This is a genomic window from Streptomyces sp. NBC_00237, assembly GCF_026342435.1.
GTDB lineage: Bacteria > Actinomycetota > Actinomycetes > Streptomycetales > Streptomycetaceae > Streptomyces.
In genome coordinates this window covers 1,673,292-1,698,602 of the sequence record NZ_JAPEMT010000001.1, presented here as the reverse complement: position 1 = coordinate 1,698,602, position 25,311 = coordinate 1,673,292, and the positions used below count along the sequence as shown (strand labels likewise).

General features: G+C 70.7%; 17 protein-coding genes and 1 pseudogene. 4 read left to right on the top strand and 14 right to left on the bottom strand.

Annotated elements, in window-relative coordinates; genetic code table 11:
* Positions 1-25 precede the first annotated feature (25 nt).
* Together dnaJ and hrcA are read right to left on the bottom strand one after the other, a co-directional pair.
* Positions 26-1,162, bottom strand: coding sequence for a molecular chaperone DnaJ (gene dnaJ / locus OG897_RS07420; protein WP_266654026.1), 1,137 nt, complete (start codon positions 1,160-1,162; stop codon positions 26-28).
* A complete protein-coding gene (gene hrcA, locus OG897_RS07415; RefSeq protein ID WP_266654024.1) occupies positions 1,163-2,179 on the bottom strand; it encodes a heat-inducible transcriptional repressor HrcA in 1,017 nt (338 codons plus the stop codon).
* Positions 2,180-2,351: 172 nt separating this feature from the next.
* Here hrcA and OG897_RS07410 point away from each other — a divergent pair, with 172 nt between their 5' ends.
* Both OG897_RS07410 and OG897_RS07405 read left to right on the top strand, forming a co-directional pair.
* Positions 2,352-3,107 (top strand): MBL fold metallo-hydrolase, encoded by a 756-nt coding sequence (locus OG897_RS07410; protein ID WP_266654023.1) that lies wholly within the window; start codon positions 2,352-2,354, stop codon positions 3,105-3,107.
* 10 nt (positions 3,108-3,117) lie between these two features.
* Positions 3,118-3,951: a DUF3097 domain-containing protein gene (locus OG897_RS07405; RefSeq protein WP_266654022.1), complete on the top strand. Its 834-nt coding sequence runs from the start codon at positions 3,118-3,120 to the stop codon at positions 3,949-3,951.
* 53 nt (positions 3,952-4,004) lie between these two features.
* On the opposite strand, the gene hemW is transcribed toward OG897_RS07405, so the two are convergent.
* Both hemW and OG897_RS07395 read right to left on the bottom strand, forming a co-directional pair.
* Positions 4,005-5,237: a radical SAM family heme chaperone HemW gene (gene hemW / locus OG897_RS07400; protein ID WP_266654021.1), complete on the bottom strand. Its 1,233-nt coding sequence runs from the start codon at positions 5,235-5,237 to the stop codon at positions 4,005-4,007.
* Between the two features lie 66 nt (positions 5,238-5,303).
* On the bottom strand, positions 5,304-7,226 hold the full coding sequence (locus OG897_RS07395) for a SpoIIE family protein phosphatase (protein WP_266656639.1): 1,923 nt from the start codon (positions 7,224-7,226) through the stop codon (positions 5,304-5,306).
* A 315-nt stretch (positions 7,227-7,541) separates the two neighbouring features.
* On the opposite strand from OG897_RS07395, the pseudogene OG897_RS07390 reads away from it, so the two are divergent.
* Positions 7,542-8,386 (top strand): annotated as a pseudogene (locus OG897_RS07390) (HAMP domain-containing protein); the annotation flags it as partial.
* Positions 8,387-8,741: 355 nt separating this feature from the next.
* On the opposite strand, the gene OG897_RS07385 reads toward OG897_RS07390, so the two are convergent.
* Positions 8,742-10,631 carry a long-chain fatty acid--CoA ligase gene (locus OG897_RS07385; RefSeq protein ID WP_266654019.1) on the bottom strand — a complete coding sequence of 630 codons (1,890 nt, stop codon included), beginning with the start codon at positions 10,629-10,631 and terminating at the stop codon, positions 8,742-8,744.
* A gap of 433 nt (positions 10,632-11,064) precedes the next feature.
* A complete protein-coding gene (lepA, locus tag OG897_RS07380) occupies positions 11,065-12,933 on the bottom strand; it encodes a translation elongation factor 4 (RefSeq protein ID WP_266654018.1) in 1,869 nt (622 codons plus the stop codon).
* 249 nt (positions 12,934-13,182) lie between these two features.
* On the opposite strand from lepA, the gene rpsT reads away from it, so the two are divergent.
* Complete coding sequence (gene rpsT / locus OG897_RS07375) at positions 13,183-13,449, top strand: 30S ribosomal protein S20 (protein WP_185026347.1); 267 nt, start codon at positions 13,183-13,185, stop codon at positions 13,447-13,449.
* A 191-nt stretch (positions 13,450-13,640) separates the two neighbouring features.
* Here the strand turns inward: rpsT and holA are convergent, their stop codons facing one another.
* The 8 genes from holA to leuS form a co-directional block, all read right to left on the bottom strand.
* Entirely contained in the window at positions 13,641-14,636 is a 996-nt protein-coding gene (gene holA, locus OG897_RS07370; RefSeq protein ID WP_266654017.1) for a DNA polymerase III subunit delta, read from the bottom strand.
* A 60-nt stretch (positions 14,637-14,696) separates the two neighbouring features.
* Entirely contained in the window at positions 14,697-14,957 is a 261-nt protein-coding gene (locus OG897_RS07365; RefSeq protein WP_266654015.1) for a hypothetical protein, read from the bottom strand.
* A 77-nt stretch (positions 14,958-15,034) separates the two neighbouring features.
* The gene (locus OG897_RS07360; protein WP_266654013.1) at positions 15,035-15,934 is read right to left on the bottom strand and encodes a YceI family protein; all 900 of its coding nucleotides are present in this window, start codon (positions 15,932-15,934) and stop codon (positions 15,035-15,037) included.
* A gap of 334 nt (positions 15,935-16,268) precedes the next feature.
* Positions 16,269-18,836: a ComEC/Rec2 family competence protein gene (locus OG897_RS07355; protein ID WP_266654011.1), complete on the bottom strand. Its 2,568-nt coding sequence runs from the start codon at positions 18,834-18,836 to the stop codon at positions 16,269-16,271.
* Positions 18,837-18,928: 92 nt separating this feature from the next.
* Entirely contained in the window at positions 18,929-19,594 is a 666-nt protein-coding gene (locus OG897_RS40785; protein WP_323188000.1) for a ComEA family DNA-binding protein, read from the bottom strand.
* Between the two features lie 724 nt (positions 19,595-20,318).
* Positions 20,319-21,164 carry a DegV family protein gene (locus OG897_RS07345; protein ID WP_266654009.1) on the bottom strand — a complete coding sequence of 282 codons (846 nt, stop codon included), beginning with the start codon at positions 21,162-21,164 and terminating at the stop codon, positions 20,319-20,321.
* A 73-nt stretch (positions 21,165-21,237) separates the two neighbouring features.
* Positions 21,238-22,005 (bottom strand): hypothetical protein, encoded by a 768-nt coding sequence (locus OG897_RS07340; RefSeq protein ID WP_266654007.1) that lies wholly within the window; start codon positions 22,003-22,005, stop codon positions 21,238-21,240.
* A 208-nt stretch (positions 22,006-22,213) separates the two neighbouring features.
* The gene (gene leuS, locus OG897_RS07335; RefSeq protein ID WP_266654005.1) at positions 22,214-25,099 is read right to left on the bottom strand and encodes a leucine--tRNA ligase; all 2,886 of its coding nucleotides are present in this window, start codon (positions 25,097-25,099) and stop codon (positions 22,214-22,216) included.
* Positions 25,100-25,311 lie beyond the last annotated feature (212 nt).

The window sequence follows — 25,311 nt, the reverse complement described above, 5'->3', positions numbered from 1 at the left end:
GACCCCCAGCACGGGTGCCAACGGCTCAGCGCCCGTTGAAGGCGTCCTTCAACCGCGAGAACAGTCCCTGCTGCCCCGGCTGGAACTGCCCCGTGGGCCGCTCCTCGCCGCGCAGCTTCGCGAGCTGGCGCAGCAGGTCCTCCTGCTGCGGGTCCAGCTTCGACGGCGTCAGCACCTCGACGTGCACGATGAGGTCGCCTCGGCCACCGCCCCGCAGGTGCGTCACTCCGCGCCCGTGCAGCGGCACCGACTGGCCCGACTGCGTACCGGGCCGGATGTCGATGTCCTCGACCCCGTCGAGCGTTTCCAGCGGCACCTTCGTGCCGAGCGCGCCCGCCGTCATCGGGATGGTCACCGTGCAGTGCAGGTCGTCGCCGCGCCGCTGGAAGGTGGGGTGCGGCTGCTCGTGGATCTCCACGTACAGGTCGCCCGCGGGGCCGCCGCCGGGGCCGACCTCGCCCTCGCCCGCGAGCTGGATGCGGGTGCCGTTGTCGACACCGGCCGGGATCTTCACCGTCAGGGTGCGACGGGAGCGGACCCGGCCGTCTCCGGCGCACTCCGGGCACGGCGTCGGCACGACCGTGCCGAAGCCCTGGCACTGCGGGCAGGGCCGCGAGGTCATGACCTGGCCGAGGAACGACCGGGTGACCTGCGAGACCTCTCCGCGCCCGCGACACATGTCACAGGTCTGCGCGGAGGTCCCGGGAGCCGCACCCTCGCCGCTGCACGTGGTGCAGACGACGGCGGTGTCGACCTGGATCTCCTTGGTGGTGCCGAAGGTCGCCTCGTTGAGGTCGATCTCCAGGCGGATCATGGCGTCCTGGCCGCGGCGGGTGCGCGAGCGCGGGCCGCGCTGGGACGCCGTACCGAAGAAGGCGTCCATGATGTCGGAGAAGTTTCCGAAACCGCCCTGGCCGAAGCCGCCCGCACCGCCTCCGCCGGAGGCGGACAGCGGGTCGCCGCCGAGGTCGTAGACCTGCTTCTTCTGCGGGTCCGACAACACCTCGTAGGCGGCGTTGATCTCCTTGAAGCGCTCCTGGGTCTTCGGGTCCGGATTGACGTCCGGGTGAAGCTCACGAGCGAGGCGCCTGAACGCCTTCTTGATCTCGTCCTGGGAAGAGTCGCGGCGCACGCCGAGAACGGCGTAGTAGTCCGTGGCCACTTACGACTCCGCCAGGATCTGTCCGACGTAACGTGCCACTGCGCGTACCGCTCCCATCGTTCCGGGGTAGTCCATGCGGGTCGGTCCGACCACGCCTAGTTTGGCGACTGCCTCGTCGCCCGAACCGTAGCCGACTGCGACCACGGACGTTGAACTGAGTCCTTCATGGGCGTTCTCGTGCCCGATGCGCACCGTCATGCCGGATTCGGTGGCCTCGCCGAGCAGCTTCAGCAGGACGACCTGCTCCTCCAGCGCCTCCAGTACGGGGCGGATGGTGAGCGGGAAGTCATGGCCGAAGCGGGTGAGATTGGCGGTGCCGCCGATCATCAGCCGTTCCTCGGTCTCCTCGACGAGCGTCTCAAGGAGAGTCGCGAGAACCGTCGAAACGGTTCCCCTGTCCTCCGGCTCGAACGACTCGGAAAGGTCCTGCACCAGTTGCGGCACGTCGGCGAACCTACGGCCCACGACCCGGCTGTTGAGCCGCGCCCGCAGATCCGCGAGAGACGTCTCGCCGAACGGCGCCGGGCAGTCGATCATCCGCTGCTCGACGCGGCCGGTGTCGGTGATCAGCACCAGCATCAGCCGGGCGGGTGCCAGTGAGAGAAGTTCCACATGCCGCACCGTGGAACGCGTCAGCGACGGGTACTGCACGACGGCCACCTGCCGGGTGAGCTGCGCGAGCAGCCGCACGGTGCGGGCGACGACGTCGTCCAGGTCGACGGAGGCGTCCAGGAAGTTCTGGATGGCACGCCGTTCCGGCGTCGACAGGGGCTTCACCCCGGCGAGCCGGTCGACGAACAGCCGGTATCCCTTGTCGGTGGGGATGCGCCCTGCGCTGGTGTGCGGCTGGGCGATGAATCCCTCGTCCTCCAGGGCCGCCATGTCGTTGCGCACGGTGGCCGGGGAGACGCCGAGCTGGTGCCGCTCGGTGAGGGCCTTGGAGCCGACGGGCTCCTCCGTGCCGACGTAGTCCTGGACGATGGCGCGCAGCACTTCAAGTCTGCGTTCACTGAGCATCGCGCACACCTCCAAGCCGTGATGTTCCCTGGTGCAGATCGGACATGTGGAGCTTGTGCCCCGGTGTCCCGCTTGGCACTCCCTGTGGGCGAGTGCCAGCGATTCCCCGGGCCAGTGTACGGCGGCGGGGCACATCCCGGGCAAGGGCGGCTGCTCACGCTAGCGTCACGGTATGGACATGCGATGGGAAGAGGCCGGCTGGGAACGTCTCGCTCCGGGCGTCGGCAGGCGTCGCCTGCCGGGCTGGGACGCCACGGTCGGCCTGGTGACAGGCGGGCAGGGGGCGCTGCTGTACGACACGGGATCGACGCTGCGCGAGGGTGCGGAGGTACGGATGCAGGCCGAGGCGCTCCTCGGCCGCAGAGTGACGCACGTCGCTCTCAGCCACCCGCACTTCGACCACGTCCTGGGAACGGGGGTGTTCGCCGGCGTCGAGGTCTTCGCCGCGGCCGGCATGGACACCCTGCTGACCTCGCAGCGCGAGTCGATGGCCACGGACGCGGCCCGGCAGGGTGTGCCGCAGGACGCGGCCGCCGAGGCGTCGGAGCTGCTGCGCGCCCCGCAGCACCTGGTGTCCGACGAACGCACCCTGGATCTGGGCGGCGGGCGCAGCGTGCTGTTCGCCAACCTGGGTCCCGCGCACAGCAGCCACGACCTGGTGGCCCTCGTACCGGGCGTGGAGGGCGGCCCCGAGGTCGTCTTCTGCGGAGACCTGGTGGAGGAGTCGGGAGAGCCGCAGGCGGGCCCTGACGCGGTCGGCAGGAGGTGGCCCGAGGCCCTGGACCGCCTCCTCGCGCTGGGCGGTGAGGACGCCGTGTACGTGCCGGGGCACGGGGCGGCGGTGGACGCGGCGTTCGTACGGGCCCAACGGGACGCGCTGGCGCGCCGTTTCGGGGACGCCTGGCTGGCTCCGCGGTGCGTGTCGTAGCGTCTGACGAATGCGCAGCTACAGCCCGGACTTCACGCCGCCGTGGAAGAAGCCGAAGCCCGTCCCCGAACTGCCCGCCGAGTACGACCTGGTGGTGGAGGAGGAGTCGACGGGCTTCTGCGGTGCGGTGGTCCGTACCGAGAAGACGGCGGAGGGTCCCACGGTCACCCTGGAGGACCGCTTCGGCAAGCACCGGGTGTTCCCGATGGCACCGGCGGGCTTCCTCTACGAAGGTGCGCCCGTGACGCTGGTGCGGCCGTCCTCGGGAGCCGGTCCCGCGCGTCCCGCCCGTACCGCTTCGGGATCCGTCGCCGTCGCCCACGCCCGCGCGCGCGTGGCGCGAGCGGGCCGCATCTATGTGGAGGGGCGGCACGACGCGGAGCTGGTGGAGCGGGTGTGGGGCGACGACCTGCGCATCGAGGGCGTCGTCGTGGAGTACCTGGAGGGCATCGACGACCTGCCGTCGATCGTCGCCGGGTTCGCACCGGGCCCGGACGCCAGGCTGGGCGTCCTCGTCGACCACCTGGTGCCCGGTTCCAAGGAGTCCCGGATCGCCGCACAGGTGACGGACGCGAACGTCCTGGTCGTCGGGCACCCCTACATCGACGTCTGGGAGGCCGTGAAGCCGTCCTCCGTCGGCATCCCCGCCTGGCCGCGGGTCCCGCGCGGCCAGGACTGGAAGACGGGCGTGTGCCGGGCCCTGGGCTGGCCCGAGAACACCGGGGCTGCCTGGCAGCACATCCTGGGGCGGGTGCGCTCGTACAAGGACCTTGAGCCGTCCCTGCTCGGTGCGGTGGAACACCTCATCGATCACGTGACGGTCGGCGACATCCCTCCGGGGTGAGTGGCGCCGGGCCCGGCCGTCGGTCTCCGCGAGGGCCGGCCTCCACCCGGCGGTCAGTCCACCAGGTCCCGCACCACCGCGTCCGCGAGCAGCCTGCCGCGCAGGGTGAGGACCGCCCGTCCCTCGGTGTAAGGACCGTCCTCTAGGAGGCCGCCCCTTACCGCCTTCTCCGCGGCGGCGAGCCCCGCGGGCTTCAGCAGTGAGAGCTCGCAGCCCTCCACGAGGCGCAGTTCGAGGAGGATGCGCTCGACCCTGCGGTCCTCGTCGGACAGCACCTCGCGTCCGGCGCCCGGGGACTTCCCGTCGCCCAGCGCCTGTGCGTAGGCGCCGGGATGCTTCACGTTCCACCACCGGACGCCACCGACGTGGCTGTGTGCTCCGGGACCCGCTCCCCACCAGTCGGCGCCGCGCCAGTACAGCTCGTTGTGCAGGCAGCGACCCGCTTCGGAGGTGGCCCAGTTGGAGACCTCGTACCAGGAGAACCCGGCTGCCGAGAGCGCCTGCTCCGTCATCAGGTAGCGGTCCGCGTGCACGTCGTCGTCGGTCATCGGGACCTCGCCGCGACGGATGCGCCGGGCCAGCTGGGTCCCCTCCTCGACGATCAGGGCGTACGCGCTCACGTGGTCGGGGCCCGCGCCGATCGCCGCGTCGAGGGACGCCTGCCAGTCGGCGTCGGACTCCCCCGGGGTGCCGTAGATCAGGTCGAGGTTCACATGGTCGAACCCGGCCGCCCGCGCCTCCGCGACACACGCTTCGGGCCGCCCGGGGGTGTGCGTGCGGTCCAGGATCTTCAGTACGTGCTGCTTGGCGCTCTGCATGCCGAAGGAGACCCGGTTGAAGCCGCCCTCGCGCAGCTCCGCCAGATAGGCCGGGTTCACCGACTCCGGGTTCGCCTCGGTGGTGACCTCGCAGTCGTCGGCGAGGCCGAACTCCTCGCGGATGGCCCCCAGCATCCGTACGAGATCGGCGGCGGGCAGCAGGGTGGGAGTGCCGCCGCCCACGAACACCGTGCGCACCGGCCTGGGGTCGTCTCCGAGCACCTTGCGCGCGAGGCGCACTTCCTCGATCAGCGTCGCCGCGTAGTTGTCGCGCGAGGCGAGGGCGCCGCCCGAACCGCGCAGCTCGGTCGCCGTGTAGGTGTTGAAGTCGCAGTAGCCGCAGCGCGTCGCGCAGTACGGCACGTGCAGATAGAACCCGAGGGGCCGCTCCCCCGCTTCCCGCAGCGCGTCGAGAGGCAGCGCCCCGTCCTCGGGCATGGGCTCACCATCAGGCAGTACGGAAGGCATGCCCCCATTGTCCGCCCTCCGCGCCCCTTCCCCGTCCCACCCCGGTCCGGGCCTCTGCGCACCGGCCTACTCGGCCTGGAGCACCAACAGCGCCAGGTCGTCGTCGGGCGGCTCGGACGCGAAGGAGTGCACCGCCCGGGTGATCCGCTCCGCCACCCCTTGCGCCGAGAGCCCCACGCACTGGGCCAGTTCCACCGCGAGCCCTTCCTCGTCGTCGAACATCACCCGGCCGCTGCGGCGCTCGGTCACCCCGTCGGTGACGCCCAGCAGCGTCTCCCCCGGTGCCAGGACGAACGTCTCGCTCCCGTACGCCGCGTCGTCGAGCACCCCGAGCAGCACTCCCGGGCGGCCCACAGCCCGTACCTGCCCGTCGGGCCGCAGCACCAGCGGCAGCGGATGCCCGGCGCTGGAGACCGTGCACCGCACCCCGCCGCCGTCCGCCTCCGTCAGCGGCTCCAGCTCCCCGTACAGCATCGACAGGAACCGTGCCTGCGGCCCGTCGGGGAGCTCCTGTCCACCGGCCGCCGCAACGAGCCGGGCGGCTGCGTCGGCGGACTCCGTCGCGTCGTCGAGGAGCAGCCTGTTGAGCCGGTCCAGCACCTCCGACACCTGATAGCCCTCGCGCGCGAGCAACCGCAGCCACGGGCGCACCAGCCCGGTGACCACAGCCGCCTCGGGGCCGTTCCCCTGAACGTCGCCCAACGCGAAGCACCAGCGTCCTTCGGCGGCGTGGAAGACGTCGTAGAAGTCGCCCCCGGCAAGCCCCTCACCGCGCGGCTGGTAGACGAGTTTGCTGGTCAAGCCGGGGATCTCGGCGACCTGGCTGGGCAGCAGGGCACGCTGGAGAACGTGCGAGATGGTGGCCTGCTGGGTGTAGCGGCGGGCGGCGCCCACCGCGAGTGCGACCCTGCGGACGAAGTCCTCGATCAGTCCGGTGACCTCGTCCGGGATGCGCGCTATCCCGGCTCTGCCGAGCATCAGGACGCCGACCCTGCGCCCACCCACCACCATGCGGCAGGCGAGCACCGCACCGGCCCCTCCGAAGCTCTCGCCCGCGCCCGGCCAGGGCAGTGGCACGGGGCCGCCGCGGGCGGAGTCCGGCACCTGGGGCGGTTCCTTCTCCAGCAGGATGCGCAGCTCCTCCACGCACGCCTCGCGCGCGTGCCAGACCCGGGCGAGCCGCGGCTCCGCCGACGGGCCGCCGCCCTCCGGGTCGAGCCACACGGCGCACCAGTCGGCGAGGCGGGGCACCAGGAGCTGTGCGGCGAGCGCCACCACCATGTCCTGGTCGAACTGTCCGGCGAGCAGGTCGGACGCCTCGGCGAGGAACGACAGGGCGCCGCGGTTGATCCAGTCGGGGTCCTCGTCGCGCATCGGCCGCCGGGGCAGCGGGGCGAGGATCTCGGCGGCCCTCAGTCCGCGCTGGAGGGCCCGCTGCGAGGCGAGGGTGGCGGGCGTGAGGGTGGGTTCGTCGACGGGTGACGGCTGCCAGCCCTCCAGCGGGAGGGCGGCCCAGACGGTCTTGAGGCCGGTCCGGTAGGTGACACCCCAGCTCTCGGCGAGCCCGGCGACGAGGTGCAGTCCCCGGCCGTACTCGGGGGCGCCGGAGCGATCACGGCGCTGCGGTTCGTTGCGCACGACCCGGGAGGGGTGGTGGTCGGAGACCTCGATGACGAGTGTGGCGGCCTCGCTGGTGGCGCCCGCGGGCTCGATGCGGCAGAGCAGTTCGACGGTCGTGCCGGCGTGCACCACCGCGTTGGTGACGAGTTCGTTGACGATGAGGCAAGCGTCGTCGGCGAGGCGGCCGACGAATTTCTCGTCGGTGGGCAGCAGGGGGGTGCCCGTCCAGTCCACGATGGCGGCCCGCAGGAACTTGCGGGCAGCGGACGGGGCGAGCGGATTGCCGGGCAGGTTGGTGCGGACGTAGGGCTGGATCTCGTGCCTCCCTGCCCGCGGGGCGGTAGCACGGGCCACGGCGTCCCGCTGCATCGGAATGGGTGTCACGGTGCGGCTCCTGATCGGTTGTCGCAGCGCGCCGCCTACGACTGATCGGTTGTCGCAATGCGCCGCTCGCGACAACCACAGGGTGACAGACTGAGCCCGCCCATAAGCACCGAGTCACCGAAGTGGGCCTCAATGAACGAAGATCGTGCCGTTTCGCGCCCAGGTGTCCGCTCCGGCGACCGCCCAGGATCACGTACTGCCACCAGCCCAGGAATCGCGTCGGCCGACGGCTCCCGCTCGGCGGACCACCCCGGCCAGGACTGGGTGCACGCCTCCGAGTTGCGCCCTCTGCTCGCCGCGATGACCGCTCTGCGGGACGGCGACTTCCGGGTGCGGCTGCCAAAGACGCAAGAAAAGACACCGGCCGAACTGTCCGCCGTCTTCCATCAGATCGCCACCCGCGAAGAGCACTACGGTGCGGAACCGGTCCGGGTGCGCAGGGAAGTCGTCCGGCACGGCACGCCCTGGTGGTGCCCGAGGTGAACGCCACACGGGTGCTGGACGCCGTGGCGGGCGGCGACCCCACCCAGTGCGTCGATCTGCACGACGGGAACCGGCAGTGGCACGACGACCTGCGTCGAATCGGGTGCACGGTCAACAAGAGTGGTCGACCAGCTTTTCCTGTTCACGGGCGAGGTCACCCGGGTGGCCCGGAAGGTCGACCCCAGGGACGGCTCGGCGGCCGCACCAAGGTGCCGGGACTTTCGGGCAGTTGGCTGGACGTGACGGAGGCCGTGAACACGAGGGCGTCCCGGCTGACGGCGCAGGTGCGTGACATCGCGGCGGTGACGACGGCGGTGGCCCGTGGTGACCTCACCCGTACGGCCACCGTCGAGGCCACCGGCGAGCTGCTCGAACTGAAGCTGACCGTGATCACGATGGTCGACCAGCTCTCGGCCTTCGCCGACGAAGTCACCCGCGTCGCCCGCGAAGTCGGCACGGTGGGCCAGCTGGGCGGCCGCGCCCAGGTGCACGGCGCCTCCGGCGTCTGGAAAGACCTCACCGACAACGTCAACTACATGGCGGACAACCTGACCACCCAGGTGCGCCCCATCGCCGAGGTGGCGTCCGCCGTCGCCCAGGGCGACATGTCCCGCTCGATCACCGTGGAGACCCGCGGCGAGGTCTCCGAACTCAAGACAACATCAACCTGGTGGTGTCCAACCGCCGCGAAACGACCCGCGCCAAGGACCGGCTGGATTCCAAGCTCGCCCTCCTGGGTGCTGCGCCAAAGTCAACGTGTTCCTGGAACTGCGCCGCAAGAACCGTCAGCCGGAACGGATGCTCGCCCAGGAGCGGCGCCAGTTCGGGCTGCTCGCCGAACAGTTGGCGCAGATCGGGGAACAGGTGGAGGCGGAGTGCCCGAACGCCTCCTCACCCCTGCGGGAACAGGTGGCCCGCATGCAGGAGACCCTGACGGAGATGCGCCGCGGCCGCAACGGCCAGGGGCGCGGCGCAACTCCGTATCGTCAGGGAACCCACTCACGTACTGCGGAGACCTCAGGCTTCCCTGGAACCCGCGTACATCTCGTCGATCAGGTGCTTGTACTCGCGCTCGACGACGGGCCTCTTCAACTTCAGGCTGGGTGTCAGCTCACCGTTCTCGACGTCCAGGTCGCGGGGCAGCAGCCGGAACTTCTTGATGGTCTGCCAGCGCTGGAGGCCCTCGTTGAGCTCCTTGACGTAACCCTCCACGAGGGACTGCGTCTCGGGGGCCGCGACGATGTCCGCGTACGACGTCGCCTTCAGGCCCTGTTCCTTCGCCCAGCCGAGGATCGTCGGCTCGTCGAGGGAGATGAGGGCCGTGCAGAAGTTCCGGTCCGCGCCGTGCACGAGGATGTTGGAGACGTAGGGACAGACCGCCTTGAACTGTCCCTCGACCTCGGCGGGCGAGATGTATTTGCCTCCGGACGTCTTGATGAGGTCCTTTTTACGGTCGGTGATCCTCAGATAGCCGTCCGCGGACAGCTCGCCGATGTCACCGGTGTGGAACCAGCCGTCGGACTCCAGGACTTCGGCCGTCTTCTCCGGCAGCCCGTGGTAGCCCTGCATCACGCCGGGGCCGCGGAGCAGGATCTCGCCGTCCTCGGCGATGCGGACCTCGGTGCCGGGGAGCGGCTTGCCGACGGTGCCGGTTCGGTACGCCTCACCCGGGTTCACAAAGCTGGCGGCACTGGACTCGGTGAGCCCGTACCCCTCCAGGATGTGGATTCCGGCGCCGGAGAAGAAGTACCCGATGTCGGGAGCGAGCGCCGCCGAGCCGGACACACAAGCACGCAGCCGCCCGCCGAACGCTTCGCGAATCTTGGAGAAGACGAGGGCGTCGGCGACCTTGTGCTTGGCGTTCAGGCCGAACGGCGCGGTGGCCTGTCCGGTGCGCCGGAAGTTGTCCTGCGTGACCTTCGCGTACTCACGGGCGACGCCAGCCGCCCACTGGAAGATCTTGTACTTGGCTCCGCCACCGGCCCGCGCCTTGGAGGCGACGCCGTTGTAGACCTTCTCGAAGATGCGCGGCACGGCGGCCATGTACGTCGGCTGCACGACCGGCAGATTCTCGATGATCTTGTCGATGCGGCCGTCGACGGCGGTGACGTGCCCGACCTCGATCTGCCCCGAGGTGAGCACCTTGCCGAAGACGTGCGCCAGCGGCAGCCACAGGTACTGGACGTCGTCCTTGTTGATCAGTCCGGTCGCGACGGTCGCCTTCGCCATGTACGACCAGCAGTCGTGCGGCAGCCGTACGCCCTTGGGGCGGCCGGTGGTGCCGGAGGTGTAGATGAGGGTGGCGAGCTGCTCGGCGGTGATCGCGGCGACGCGCTCCTTGACCGCCCCCGGGTTCTTCTCCAGGTACGCCGCTCCGCGGGCCTCCAGGTCGGCGAGCGAGAGCACCCAGCCCTCCGGGTCGCCTTCGACGGCCTGGGCGTCCTCGGCGTTCACGACGACGACGTGTGCCAGGTTCGGGAGCTCCGCGCGCTTCTCGCGGGCCTTGGCCAGCTGGGCGGCGTCCTCGGCGATCAGGACGCGGCTCTCGGAGTCGGAGAGGATGTACGCCGACTCCTCGGCATTGGTGGAGGGGTAGATGGTGGTGGTGGCCGCTCCGGCACACATGACGCCGAGGTCGCTGAGGATCCACTCCACCCGCGTGTTGGAGGCGAGGGCGACGCGCTCCTCGGGCCGTACGCCCAACTCGATGAGGCCCGCACCGATCGCGTACACCCGCTGGGCGGCCTGCGCCCAGCTCAGCGAGCGCCACTCGTCGGGTCCCCGGCCGCTGGACGGCGGCACCGGATACCGGTAGGCGTCTCCGTCGGGCGTGGCGGCCACGCGCTCGATGAAGAGGGCCGCAACGGACGGCGGCCGGTTCTCGATCATGGTCTGTGTGTCGCTCACGACGTCCTCCGGGCCCACGGCATTGCTGCGCGACTGGCTGGTATTTAACTGGCGAGTAACAAACGATCAGTGATCAGACTAGAGCGCATGGGCCTGGTGCGTAAGGGTCCCCGGGCCCTCCTTTTCATAACGGGTCGGGCAGGGCCCCCGGCAGACCCGAACGGCGGGCAGGGCCCGCCGCGCCATGGCGCGGCGGGCCCTGCCTCAGCTGTGTTCGTACGCGAGCACTCAGCTCACGGGGGAAGCCGCGACGGCCGGAACGGCCGCCGGGGGGGGCCGAAACGCAGGAAGCGCCCGTCCGTGGATCGGACGGGCGCTTTCATGGGAATCGCTCGGCAAAGCCTCCGGGGTTCATTCGGATTCAGCGCTTTGCCGTTGTTCTCAGGCGGACGGCTACTCCTCGCTCCACCTGTATGCCGCGCGGTCGGGCCGCCTACTTCTTGGCCTTGCCCCCGGATTCGTCGCTGGAGAGCACCGCGATGAACGCGTCCTGCGGAACCTCGACGCTGCCGACCATCTTCATGCGCTTCTTGCCCTCCTTCTGCTTCTCCAGGAGCTTCCGCTTGCGGGAGATGTCGCCGCCGTAGCACTTGGCGAGAACGTCCTTGCGGATGGCGCGGATCGTCTCGCGGGCGATGACCCGGGAGCCGATGGCCGCCTGGATGGGCACCTCGAATGCCTGGCGCGGGATGAGCTCGCGCAGCTTGGCGACGAGGCGCACCCCGTACGCGTACGCCGCGTCCTTGTGCGTGACGGCGGAAAAAGCGTCGACCTTGTCGCCGTGCAGCAGGATGTCGACCTTGACGAGCGCGGCGGACTGCTCGCCGGTGGGCTCGTAGTCGAGGGAGGCGTAACCGCGGGTCTTGGACTTCAGCTGGTCGAAGAAGTCGAAGACGATTTCCGCCAGCGGCAGCGTGTAGCGGATCTCGACACGGTCCTCGGAGAGGTAGTCCATGCCGATGAGCGTGCCGCGGCGGGTCTGGCAGAGCTCCATGATGGCGCCGATGAACTCGCTGGGGGCGAGGATCGTGGCCCGTACGACCGGCTCGAAGACGTCCGAGATCTTGCCCTCGGGGAATTCGCTCGGGTTGGTGACGATGTGCTCGCTGCGGTCCTCCATGACCACGCGGTACACCACGTTGGGCGCGGTCGCGATGAGGTCGAGGCCGAACTCGCGCTCCAGGCGCTCGCGGATCACGTCGAGGTGCAGCAGGCCGAGGAAGCCGACGCGGAAGCCGAAGCCGAGCGCCGCGGAGGTCTCCGGCTCGTACACCAGGGCGGCGTCGTTGAGCTGGAGCTTGTCGAGGGCCTCGCGCAGGTCCGGGTACTCGGAGCCGTCGAGCGGGTACAGGCCGGAGAAGACCATCGGCTTCGGGTCCTTGTAGCCGCCGAGCGCCTCCGTCGCCCCCTTGTTCAGCGAGGTGATGGTGTCACCGACCTTGGACTGCCGGACGTCCTTCACACCGGTGATGATGTAGCCGACCTCGCCGACGCCGAGACCGTCGGACGGCGTCATCTCGGGCGAGGAGACACCGATCTCCAGCAGCTCGTGGGTGGCGCCGGTCGACATCATCTTGATGCGCTCGCGCTTGTTGAGCTGGCCGTCGACCACACGGACGTACGTCACGACGCCGCGGTACGAGTCGTAGACCGAGTCGAAGATCATCGCGCGGGCGGGCGCGTCCTTGACGCCGACCGGGGCCGGTACGTCGCGCACGACGCGGTCGAGCAGCGCGTCGACGCCGACGCCGGTCTTCGCGGAGACCTTCAGCACGTCCTCGGGCTGGCAGCCGATGAGGTTGGCGAGCTCCTCGGAGAACTTCTCCGGCTGGGCGGCCGGGAGGTCGATCTTGTTCAGTACGGGGACGATCGCGAGGTCGTTCTCCATCGCCAGGTACAGGTTGGCGAGGGTCTGCGCCTCGATGCCCTGCGCCGCGTCGACCAGCAGGACCGTGCCCTCACAGGCGGCCAGCGAGCGGGAGACCTCGTAGGTGAAGTCCACGTGGCCCGGAGTGTCGATCATGTTGAGGATGTGGGTCTTGCCCTTGCCCTCGCCCTCGGTGGGCGCCCAGGGCAGACGTACTGCCTGGGACTTGATGGTGATGCCGCGCTCGCGCTCGATGTCCATGCGGTCGAGGTACTGGGCACGCATCTGCCGCTGGTCGACCACACCGGTCAGCTGGAGCATCCGGTCGGCAAGCGTCGACTTGCCGTGGTCGATGTGCGCGATGATGCAGAAGTTGCGGAGCAGTGCCGGGTCGGTACGGCTCGGCTCGGGCACGTGGAGAGGAGTCGCGGGCACGCAGGGTCCTGATTCTTGAGAAGACGGCACTGCGGATGCGTCGCGGCGGTGTGCGTCGGGCGCGCGCGTGCGTCGTTCTCGTCTCGGTCCGGAAGTTGTGAAGTCTTCCCATGGTCCCATGGCCGGGGGCCTGCGGCCGGTTTGGGCCGGTCGGGGGACGGCTGGTAACCTGGGCAGCTGTGTCTCGTGACCCTTGCGGGTGGCGGGGCGCACACATCGAGATTCAACCGAACCTGTAAAGGCTCTTTCGTGGCGAACATCAAGTCCCAGATCAAGCGGAACAAGACCAACGAGAAGGCGCGCCTGCGCAACAAGGCCGTCAAGTCGTCGGTCAAGACCGCCGTGCGCAAGGCCCGCGAGGCCGTCGTCGCCGGTGACGTCGAGAAGGCCACGCTGGCCGTTCGCGACGCTTCCCGCGCGCTCGACAAGGCCGCCAGCAAGGGTGTCATCCACAAGAACGCCGCCGCCAACAAGAAGTCGGCGCTGGCTGCCAAGGTCGCCACCCTGCAGGCCTGAGCATTCAGCTCTGAGGTACCTGTAGTGAATCGTCGGCGCCAGGATTCAGCGGACCCTCTCTACCGCTCCTGACCCGACACCCCCGCCGCGCACCGAAACGCGTTCGCCACGCGGGTGCGGTGGAAAACAGCTTGAACCCAGAACCCCGGTCTCCGTCCTTCCCCAGGACGGAAGACCGGGGTTCTGGCGTTCTAGCGTCCGCTCCGTGCCCGAGCCGCCTGCGCCACCGCGACCACGGCCTTCTCCAGGGCGTACTCGGGGTCGTCCCCGCCGCCCTTCACCCCCGCGTCCGCGTCGGCGACCGCGCGCAGTGCCGCCGCGACACCGTCGGCGGACCAGCCGCGCATCTGCTGGCGCACCCGGTCGATCTTCCAGGGGGGCATGCCGAGGTCCCGGGCGAGGTCTCCGGGGCGCGCGCCGCGCGGTGCGGAGGCGAGCTTGCCGATGGCCCGTACGGCCTGTGCGAGGGCGCTCGTGATCAGCACGGGCGCGACACCCGTCGACAGCGACCAGCGCAGGGCTTCGAGGGCCTCGGCGGCCCTGCCCTCCACCGCACGGTCGGCGACGGTGAAGCTGGATGCCTCGGCGCGGCCCGTGTAGTACCGGCCGACGATCGCCTCGTCGATGGTGCCCTCGACGTCCGCGACCAGCTGGGACACGGCGCTGGCGAGCTCGCGCAGGTCGCTGCCGATGGAGTCGACCAGCGCCTGACACGCCTCGGGAGTGGCGGAGCGGCCGAGTGCCTTGAATTCCGACCGTACGAACGAAAGGCGCTCGGCGGGCTTGGTGGTCTTGGGGCAGGCGACCTCACGGGCTCCCGCTTTGCGGGCCGCGTCCAGTAGGCCCTTGCCCTTGGCGCCGCCCGCGTGCAGCAGGACGAGGGTGATCTCCTCGGCGGGGGCGCCGAGGTACGCCTTGACGTCCTTGATCGTGTCGGCGGTGAGGTCCTGGGCGTTGCGCACGACGACGACCTTGCGCTCGGAGAAGAGCGAGGGGCTGGTCAGCTCGGCGAGGGTGCCGGGCTCCAGCTTGTCGGGCGTGAGGTCGCGCACGTCGGTGTCGGAGTCGGCGGCGCGGGCCGCCGCCACGACCTGCTGCACGGCGCGGTCGAGCAGCAGGTCCTCCTGCCCCACGGCGAGGGTGACGGGGGCGAGCGGATCGTCGGTCGAATTCTTCCTGGTGGCCATCGCGGTCAAGCATCCCACGGGGCACTGACAGTGCCCGCAGGGTGCCGCTCCAGGGGGCTTCTAGGGGGCGTCCGTCAGCGGGGCCTCCAGCCACCCCTCGTACTCCGCGGCCAGTGCGTCCAGCGCGGTGGCGTCGAGGCGCCCCTCGGGGTCCTCGACCACCACCAGCCACTGGGCGTCCTCGGCGTCGTCCTCGCCCGCCAGCGCGTCCCGTACGAGCTGGGGCTCCTCCGCCGTTCCGAAACGGTCGGAAAGCTCCTGAGCCACCTCCTCGGCGGCGTCCCGGTCCGGCAGCACCAACACATGTCGTACATCGCTCACACGGACATTGTCCGGCACACGTCCGCCGCCCCGCCGACGGGACCGGTTTAGGTGCCCGAGGCTACCGATGGACCCGATCAGGATGCCGGGGCGCCCGCCCCCTTGGGGATGATCTGGATGTCCAGTTCGACGGCGATGGAGGACCCGACGGCCGCGATGCCGTGGCCGAGCATCGTCTGCCAGGTGAGGGTGAAGTCCTCGCGGTGCAGTTCGGCGGTGGAGTGGACGGCGGCGCGGGTCTCGCCCTGGATGCCGTTGCCCATACCGAGGTACTGACTGTCGAGGGTGACGGTACGGCTGACTCCGTGCAGGGTGAGGGCACCGGAGACGGCCCAGCGACTGCCGCCGCGGTGCACGAAGCGGTCGCTGTAGAACTCCATCGTCGGATAGTTCGCAACGTCGAAGAAGTCCTTGCCCCGCAGGTGGTCGTCGCGCATCTTGACGTTGGTGTCGATGGACGCGGCGTCGATGACGACGTGCATGGCCGAGTGCTCCATGCGCTCACCGATGCGCACCGCACCCGCGAAACTGTTGAAGCGGCCGCGGATGCGGGCCAGGCCGATGTGCCGGGCGGAGAAGCTGATCTGGGAGTGCATCAGGTCGATCTCCCACTCGCCCGGCTCGGGGAGCTGCGGCGGGGCGGCGACCTGGAGGGAGATGTCACCGAGGCCGGAGTGGCCGCTCTCCGCCACGGTGGCGCTGCCACGGTACGGAGTGAAACCCTCGGCGGTGACGGCGAGCCGGTACTCGCCTGCGGGGACGGCCGCCACGAGGGTGCCGTACGGATCGGTCTCGCCTCCGACGATCCGGCGTCCGGCAGCGTCGGTGACGACGAACTCGGCCTGGCGGACGGGCTCGTTGACGGGGTCAAGGACGCGGCAGGTGAGGACTCCGGCGGAGGAGGGGACGGAGAGTCCGGAGAGCGGATTGGCGTGGCCTGCGGTGGTCGAACGTCGGCCGAGCCAGCGGGAGATCATGATGTGCGCACCCCCGTGCGATTCGTTGCTACAGGGACGCGGCGAAGCACGACGAACCGTCGGGATGGCGACCCTTTGACGAGAAAGCATTCGATCACCCTTGGGGCGTTCGAGGCAAACGGGAGGCTCGGTGCGGAGATGGGCAGGCGTGTCCCTGACGTCTGAATTGAGCATTCCGCTTAGGCGTACGCACTGCTCACCGGCTAATTACCCGGAGTAAGAGAAGGGTCAGAGCGGAGTCGCGGAGACCTCATGCAGCCGCCCATATTCTGGTACGGCCGCTCCAGCCCGGGTTCCGCAAGAGGCTCGGGGCCTCTCCGCGTAACGGCTGGAATCAGCCCCCCAGCGGCACCGCCGCCAACTCCTCCCCCGCGCCGACGACCGCGATCGCCCCGTCCCGGTCCGTACGCAGCACCACCGCGCCCTGCGCCCCGAGCGCGGCCAGGGCGGTGGGTGCGGGGTGTCCGTACGGGTTGTCGCGGCCCACCGGAACGAGCGCCAGCCGGGGTGCCACCCGGTGGAGCAGTCCCGGGTCCTGGTGCGCGGACCCGTGGTGGGGGACCTTGAGGACATCCACCGGCGGCAGGGCGGGATGGGCCCGCAGCAGACCCTGCTGTGCGGGCGGCTCCAAGTCTCCTGGCAGCAACAGCGTCAGCACCCCCTGTGGACCTTCGTGCCGTACGAACAGAGTGACGCTCGCGTCGTTCGGCTCACCCGGTACGGGGGCCGGGGGCGGAGGCGGCCACAGCACCCACCCGTCGAGCGGCCCCACGCGGTACCGCTCCCCCGGCCGGACGGCGGTCACCGGCACCCTCGCACGAGCTGCCGCCCGCCGGACGAACTCGGCCCGCTCCCTCGGTGCCGCCAGCGGAGTCGTCCGGATCTCACCGACGTCCCGGCCGCGCAGCACCCCGGGAAGCCCGCTCACGTGGTCGGCATGGAAGTGGCTGAGCAGCACCAGGGGGACCCGGGTGACGCCGAGGTCACGCAGGCACCGGTCCACCCGCACCGGGTCGGGCCCCGCGTCGACGACCACGGCTGAACCCTTCTCCCCGGCGGCGAGCACGGTGGCGTCCCCCTGGCCCACGTCGCACAGCACGAACCGCCACCCCTCGGGCGGCCATCGGTGGAGGAAGCCGGTGAGCGGCACCGGCCGCAGCACCGCGAGCAGCAGGAGCAGTACGCACACGAGGCTCAGCCACGGGTGGCGCGGGGCCCTGCGCAGGGCGAACACGACGGCGATGGTCACCGCCGCGAGCAGCGCCCCGCCCTGCCAGCCTCCCGGCCAGCCGATCTCCGCTCCGGGCAGCGCGGCTCCGGCCCTGGCGACCCCGGCGATCCACCCGGCGGGCCACCCCGCGACGCGGGCGAGCAGTTCGGCGACGGGCATCGCCGCGGGAGCCACCGCCAGGGCGGCGAACCCGAGCACCGTGGCGGGCGCGACCGCCAGCTCCGCGAGGAGGTTGCACGGGATCGCCACCAGGCCGACCCGGGCGGCCAGCACCGCGATCACCGGAGCGCACACCGCCTGCGCGGCGCAGGCCGCCGCCAGCACTTCGGCGAGCCGGGGCGGCACTCCGCGCCGTTGCAGCCCGGCGCTCCAGCGGGGGCCGAAGGTGAGGAGCGCCCCGGTGGCCAGCACGGACAGCAGGAACCCGTAACTGCGGCCAAGCCAGGGGTCGTACAGGATCAGCAGGAGAACGGCGGCGGCCAGCGCGGGGATCAGCGATCTGCGCCGTCCGGTGCCGATCGCGAGGAGGGTGATCAGGCCGCAGGCGGCGGCCCGCAGGACGCTCGGCTCCGGACGGCACACGATCACGAAGGCGAGAGTGAGGACACCTCCGCCCAGCGCCGTGGTCCGCAGCGAGAGCCCGAGCAGGGCTGCGAGCCCCCGACGTTCGGCGCGCGGGGCGAGCGAGGGCGGGCCGATCAGCAGCACCAGCACGATGGTGAGGTTGCTGCCGGACACCGCCGTCAGGTGCACCAGGTCGGTCGATTCGAAGGCATCGTGCAGGTCGGGCTCCATCCGGGAGGTGTCGCCGACGACCAGCCCGGGCAGCAGGGCCCGTGCGTCCGGCGGCAGGTCTTCGGTGGCCTCCTGCAGTCCGGCCCTGAGCGTTCCGGCCGTACGCTGCACCGTGTTCGGCGGCGTGATGGTCAACGGCCCCGCGTCGCCCGGCACGCGCAGCACTGCGGCGATACGGTCGCCGTCCCGCACGGGCGGCGCCAGCCGCGCCCCTGTCACCTTCAGCCGGGTGGAAGGCAGCAGCCGCAGCCACTGTGCGGTGGGCCCCCGGACCGGTGCGACGACGAGCACCGGTGTCCGTACGGCGGTCACCGCACCGTCCGTGGTGGTGACCCGGGTGAGTTCGGCGTCCAGGACGACGGCTCCGGGTGTCGCCCGGTCGCCCTGCACCCGGGGGCGGGTCCGCCGCGGATCGCCGGTGACGGTCGCCTCGACCTCCACCACGGCGTGCCTGCGAGCCAGTTCGGGCACCGGGCCGCGATGGAGGTCGGCCGAGTGCAGTGCGGCCGAGGCGGCTGCCGCCGCGGCGCAGAGGAGCGCGGTGACGACGGCGGTGACGCGCCGGGGCAACCGGCTTCCGGCCACTGTCGCGCCCAACGCCCCGCCCGCGGACGCGCCGCCCTCTGGCGCACGTCCCGCTCCGCTCCCCGGACTGACCGGCGCGCTGCGCGCCGGCCCGCGTGCCGTGAGCAGCACCGCCGCAACGGCCCCGGCCAGGACGACGGCGAGCAGCAGGACCGCTGTGGCAGCCGGGGCGCCCACCGTCACCGCGGCGGCTGCCCAGGCTGCCAGCGCGGGCGGCACCAGCCTCAGGTCGGCCGGTCCCTCCTGGTGCGGGTCCGAGGCTCCCAGCCGGTGCCCTGAGGCGGCGTGCACGGCCTGCCGGTGCCGGGCCGGACCTGCGGGGCGTCGGGGTGCCCGGGGTTGCGCTAGGGCGTCGGCGTCGGGTCCGTGGGAGCCGGAGCGGTTCATGGCCGTACGAGCTTCTGAAGGTCGCTGAATCTGCGGGCGCCGATCCCGTTGACCTCCCGGAGTTCCTCCACGGAGCGGAACCCTCCGTGCTGGGTGCGGTAGTCGACGATGTGGCGGGCCAGGACCGGGCCGACCCCCGGCAGGGTGTCGAGCTGCTCCACGGTCGCGGTGTTGAGGCTGACCGGTCCGGCGGGCGGTCCGGCTCCGGGGCCCACGCCCACTCCGCCGCCCGTCGCGAGTGCGGGCTGGGGCGGCCCTCCCACCACCACGTGTTCCCCGTCGGTCAGTACGCGGGCTCTGTTGAGCCCCTCGGTACTGGTACCGGCCTTGACTCCGCCCGCTGCCTCCAGTGCGTCGGTGACCCGCGATCCGGCGGGCAGCCGGTGCACGCCCGGCCTCCTTACCTTGCCGCTCACGTCGACGACGACGACGACCGCGCCGCCCGGGGCCGAAGGGACCTGCCCCGGCCCAGAAGCCGGCACAGGACCCGACGACGACTGGGGCAGCGGCGCTGCGGGCCGGGGCGCGGCGACGGCCCCTGCCGTTCCGGTCTTCTCCGGGATCCGTACGGCCTCCGGGCGACCGGAAAGGAAGTGGTGGAAGGCGAATCCGGCGGACACCACCAGCACGGCCGCCAACGCGCCCAGGGTCCGCGGCTCCATGCCGCACCGGACCTGCACCCACACGGGCACACGCTCCCGCGCGGCGGCCCAGGCCCGCTTCAGCCCGCCCGCGCCCCGTTGCCGCACTGCGGACGGGATCGCCGCGCCGGAGGGTCCGGAGGGTCCGGAGGGGCGAGGAGACGGGCGCGGGCTCGAAACCGGAGATGCGGGAAGCCGGGGCGTCGAGACCGAAGGTGACGAAGAGGCCGGATAAGCAGAAGAGGCCGACAGCACGGAAGCCAGGGAGGAGACGACAGCAGCGGCGACAGCCGAAGCGGAGACGGCCGGGGCAGAAACGGCCGGGGGTGGGGCTGTCGGCGAGGCATCCGTCGGGAGCCCGCCGGACGGACGTACCGCGGTGGGTGACGCGGAGGCCCGCGCTCCCAACGCCCGTGCCACGGCTGCGGGTCGCGCGAGGAGAGCATCCGCCCTCCGCCGGGACACCGCGGCGGCGGCTGCGGCCCCGCGCCGGCCGGACCGTACGACCGACGGGGTCCGGAGCCTCGTACGGGAGGAGAAGTGAGTGCGGCGACCGGGAACACGGCCCGGTCCTGTCGTTTCGTTGCGTGATCGAAGTGCCATGGACCCGACGGTAGGCAGATCCGCCCAACGCCGCTGATCTTGGTCAATTCCTGTGGATAAGCCACGAGTTGTGGAAAACTCGCCCACTCTTTCGAGGGATCTTCCCTGCCTCAGGGAACCTCCGCGCGGCGAGGCGGCATCCTCAACGCGTCGAGACCACTGCCCCGAGCAGCCCCGGCCCCGTGTGCGCCCCGATCACCGCACCCACCTCGCTGACGTGCAGGTCGACGAGTCCGGGCACCCGTTCACGAAGCCTCTGAGCCAGGGTGTCGGCGCGTTCCTGAGCCGCCAGATGGTGCACCGCGATGTCCACGGCCCGCCCACCGGCCTGCTCCACGGCAAGCTCCTCCAGCCGCGCGATCGCCTTGGAGGCCGTACGGACCTTCTCCAGCATCTCGATCCGCCCGTCGTCGAGCGCGAGGAGCGGTTTGACCGCGAGCGCCGAGCCGAGAAGTGCCTGCGCGGCACCGATCCGTCCGCCGCGCCGCAGGTAGTCGAGAGTGTCGACGTAGAAGTACGCCGAAGTACCCGAGGCCCGTTTCTCGGCGGCTGCCACCGCCTCGTCGATCGTCCCGCCCGCTTCAGCGACCTCGGCCGCCGAGAGGGCACAGAACCCGAGCGCCATGGCGATCATCCCGGTGTCCACCACCCGCACCGGCACGGGAGCCTCGCGCGCCGCGAGCACGGCCGCGTCGTACGTCCCGGAGAGCTCGGCAGGCAAGTGCAACGAAACGATGCCGGTCGCCCCTGCCTCGGCCGCCGCCCGGTAGGTCGCGGCGAACACCTCGGGGCTCGGCCGGGACGTGGTCACCGAACGACGCTTCTGCAGGGCCTGGGCAAGCGAACGCGCGGAGATCTCGGTGCCCTCTTCGAGCGCCTGATCGCCGAGGACGACGGTCAGCGGCACCGCGGTGATGCCGTGCCGCTCCATCGTCGGGTGCGGCAGGTAGGCCGTGGAATCGGTGACGATCGCGACATGGGCGGACATGAGCGGGAGGTTACCCGCAGGCGAAGCCCGGCGGCAGCCCGGCCCCTCGGCACCGGCTGCCGCCCGGCCGAACTCAGGTGGTGCTCTCGGGGCGGGGGGCCTTCTGCCACGGGTACGTGGGCTGGCGGTTCGGGTCACGGCCGGTGATCGCCTGGGGCGCGGAAGCCGCGGCGCTCCCGGAGTTCTCCTCGGGGGCCCCCGGCCCCGTGCCCGCGGTCCGCGGCCAGGTCTGCGAGGGTGTGGCGGTCGCTCCCGGCTGCCGGGCGGTGTCCCGCTGCTCCGGTTCCGGCTCGACCGCGGCCCAGTGCCGCAGCGCCCCGGACTCCATGCGGATCTGCTCGCTCAGCGAGGCGAGGTCGTCGTCCGCGAACTTCTGCGCCCGGTCCCGGACCGCCCACCGCAGCGAGTCCGCCGAGGAAACGACCTGTTCCGTACGCTCGCGGAGCTCGGGAATCCGATCGGCGGCCCGCTCCTTGTCGGGGTCCCGCTCCAGGCGGCGCAGCTCGTCGTCCAGCTGGTGACCGTACTCACTGAGCCGCTCGAACAGCGCGACGGATTCCGTCAGCGAGGCGTCGGAGGTCACGCCTGTGGTCAGCGCTTCCTGGGTGGCCCGCATGGACGTGCGCAGCGAGAGCCGCAACCGGGCCAGTTCGCTGCCCATGCCGGGCTGGCCGTAGCTCTTCGCCTTCAACGTGGTGTCCTCGACGGTGCGCCTGGCCTGGGCGATGGTGCGGTCCACTCCGCGACGGGCGGCTCCGACCGCCTTCACAGTGACGTACACCCCCAGTCCCACGAAGGCGAAGAAGAGCAGCGCCATGATCAGGATGACGACAGCTTCCATGACGCCCCTCCGCGATAGTCCGACAGACCCGGCCGAACGACCGGTCACCGGCTCACGAGTGAACCGGCTTCTCCACGGTAAACGGAGAGGGCAGGCGAGAGGTTCCATCGGAACCCCCAACCTGCCCGTAGGGGAAAGCCCTCAGCCAGTGTTCCCGGCTGCTCCTTTCATACGATTCCGGGCGTAGTGCCGGAACTGTCTCTCGGTGTTACGCCGGGACGATGTTCACCAGCTTCGGAGCCCGCACGATCACCTTGCGGATGCCCGCACCACCCAGGGCCGCAACGACCGCAGGGTCGGCCAGGGCCAGCTTCTCCAGCTCGTCGTCGCCGATGGAGGGGGAGATCTCCAGGCGCGCCTTGACCTTGCCCTTGATCTGGACGACGCAGGTCACGGTCTCGTCGACGACGTACGCCGGGTCCGCGACGGGGAAGTCCTGGTGAACGACCGACTCGCTGTGACCCAGCTTCCGCCACAGTTCCTCGGCGATGTGCGGGGCCAGCGGGGCGACCAACAGCACCAGACGCTCGGCGACAGAGCGCGACACCGGGCCGCCCGACTTCGTCAGGTGGTTGTTCAGCTCGGTGACCTTGGCGATGGCGGTGTTGAAGCGCATTCCGGACATGTCCTGACCGACACCGTCGATCGCCTTGTGCAGGGCACGCAGGGTGTCCTCGTCCGGCTCGGTGTCCGTGACAGTGGCCTCGCCGGTCGTCTCGTCGACGACGTTGCGCCACAGGCGCTGCAGCAGCCGGTACTGACCGACGACCGCACGGGTGTCCCACGGGCGCGACACGTCCAGCGGGCCCATCGCCATCTCGTACAGGCGCAGGGTGTCCGCACCGTACTCGGCGGAGATCTCGTCCGGGGTGACGGCGTTCTTCAGGGACTTGCCCATCTTGCCCAGGACTCGGCTGACCTTCTCGCCCTGGTAGTAGAAGCCGCCGTCGCGCTCCTCGACCTCGACCGCCGGGACGGCAATGCCGCGTGCGTCCCGGTAGACGAATGCCTGGATCATGCCCTGGTTGTACAGCTTGTGGAACGGCTCGGACGAGGAGACGTGCCCCAGGTCGAACAGCACCTTCGACCAGAATCGGGCGTACAGCAGGTGCAGCACCGCATGCTCCTGGCCGCCGACGTACAGATCGACGCCGCCGTGCGGCATGCCCTCGCGCGGCCCCATCCAGTACTGCTCGACGGCCGGGTCGACCAGCTTGTCGCTGTTGTGCGGGTCCAGGTAGCGCAGCTCGTACCAGCAGGAACCGGCCCAGTTGGGCATGGTGTTGGTCTCGCGGCGGTACTTCTTCGGGCCGTCCCCCAGGTCCAGAGTGACGTTGACCCAGTCCTGGTTGCGCGACAGCGGCGTCTCGGGCTGCGCGTCGGCGTCCTCCGGGTCGAAGGTGCGCGGCGAGTAGTCCTCGACCTCGGGCAGTTCCAGCGGCAGCATCGACTCGGGCAGGGAGTGCGCGATGCCGTCCTCGTCGTAGACGATCGGGAAGGGCTCGCCCCAGTAGCGCTGACGGCTGAACAGCCAGTCGCGCAGCCGGTAGTTGATGGTGCCCTCGCCGAAGCCGTTGTCGGCCAGCCACTCGGTCATGCGGATCTTCGCGTCGACGACGCCCAGCCCGTCTAGCGAGACGGTGTCTGCGGCTGCGGAGTTGACGATCTTCCCGTCGTACGAGGCGAACGCGTCGTCCCACTCGGCCGGGTCCTCGCCGCGCCCGTCCGTCGGCTCGACGACGCAGCGCATCGGCAGCTCGAAGGCTCGCGCGAACGCGAAGTCACGGGTGTCGTGCGCGGGCACGGCCATGATCGCGCCCGTGCCGTAGCCCATCAGCACGTAGTCGGCGATGAAAACGGGGACTTTTCCACCACTTACCGGGTTGGTCGCGTACGCACCGGTGAAGACGCCGGTCTTCTCCTTCGCGTCGGTCTGCCGCTCGACATCGGACTTCGCGGCGGCCTGCTTGCGGTACGCGGCGACTGCCTCGTCCGGAGTGGCGTGCCCGCCGGTCCACACGTCGTGGGTGCCCTCGGGCCAGGCATCCGGGACGATGCCCGCGACCAGGTCGTGCTCGGGCGCCAGCACCATGTAGGTGGCACCGAACAGGGTGTCCTGGCGCGTGGTGAAGACGGTGACCTTCTTGTCGGCGTTGCCGTCCACGGCGAAGTCGACGCGGGCGCCCTCGCTGCGACCGATCCAGTTGCGCTGCTGCAGCTTGATCGCCTCGGGCCAGTCCAGGCCGTCCAGGTCGTCGATCAGGCGGTCGGAGTAGGCGGTGATGCGCATGTTCCACTGGCGCAGCTTCGCCTTGAAGACGGGGAAGTTGCCGCGCTCGGAACGGCCGTCGGCGGTGACCTCCTCGTTGGCCAGCACGGTGCCCAGGCCCGGCGCCCAGTTCACGGGTGCGTCGGAGGCGTACGCCAGCCGGTACTCGCTCAGCAGGTCGGCACGTTCAGCGGCGTTCATACCGGCCCAGGTGCGGCCGCCGGGAACGGCACGCTCACCGCTCTCGAACTGGGCGACCAGCTCGGCGATCGGGCGGGCCTTCTTGGCGTCGGCGTCGTACCAGGAGTTGAAGATCTGGACGAAGATCCACTGCGTCCACTTGTAGTACTCGGGATCGATCGTCGCGAACGAACGGCGCTTGTCGTGGCCGAGGCCCAGGCGGCGCAGCTGGTCCTTCATGTTGGCCATGTTGGCCTCGGTGGAGGTCCGCGGGTGCGTGCCGGTCTGCACGGCGTACTGCTCGGCGGGCAGGCCGAAGGCGTCGAAGCCCAGCGTGTGCAGCACGTTGTGGCCGGTCATGCGCAGGTGGCGGGCGTGGACGTCGGTGGCGATGTAGCCCAGCGGGTGGCCGACGTGCAGACCCGCACCGGACGGGTACGGGAACATGTCCATGATGAACTTCTTGGGCTTCGCGGCCAGCTCCGCGTCGCCCGACAGGTCTCCGTCACCGGGGTTGGGCGCCTCGTAGGTGCCTTCCTGGTCCCAGAAGTCCTGCCAGCGTGCCTCGATGTCGGCGGCCATGGCAGCCGTGTAGCGGTGCGCGGCTGCCGTCTCGGCAGCGGCAGCGGCATTCATCTCGCTCATGATTTTCGAAGCTCCATCGATTTCGTCTCTGCCTACGGATCTCTGCCTGCGGAAATGAAAAATCCCCTCGCACAGGAGGGGACGCCGCGCCGAGTCCGACCAGGTGTTTTCACCGGTCGGTACTGATCAGCGCGGCTCACTAAGCAGAAGGCGTACGGCACGCATGGCGTCAGGGTACCGCAGGGGTCGCGGGCGCCGCATCGAGCTTGCCG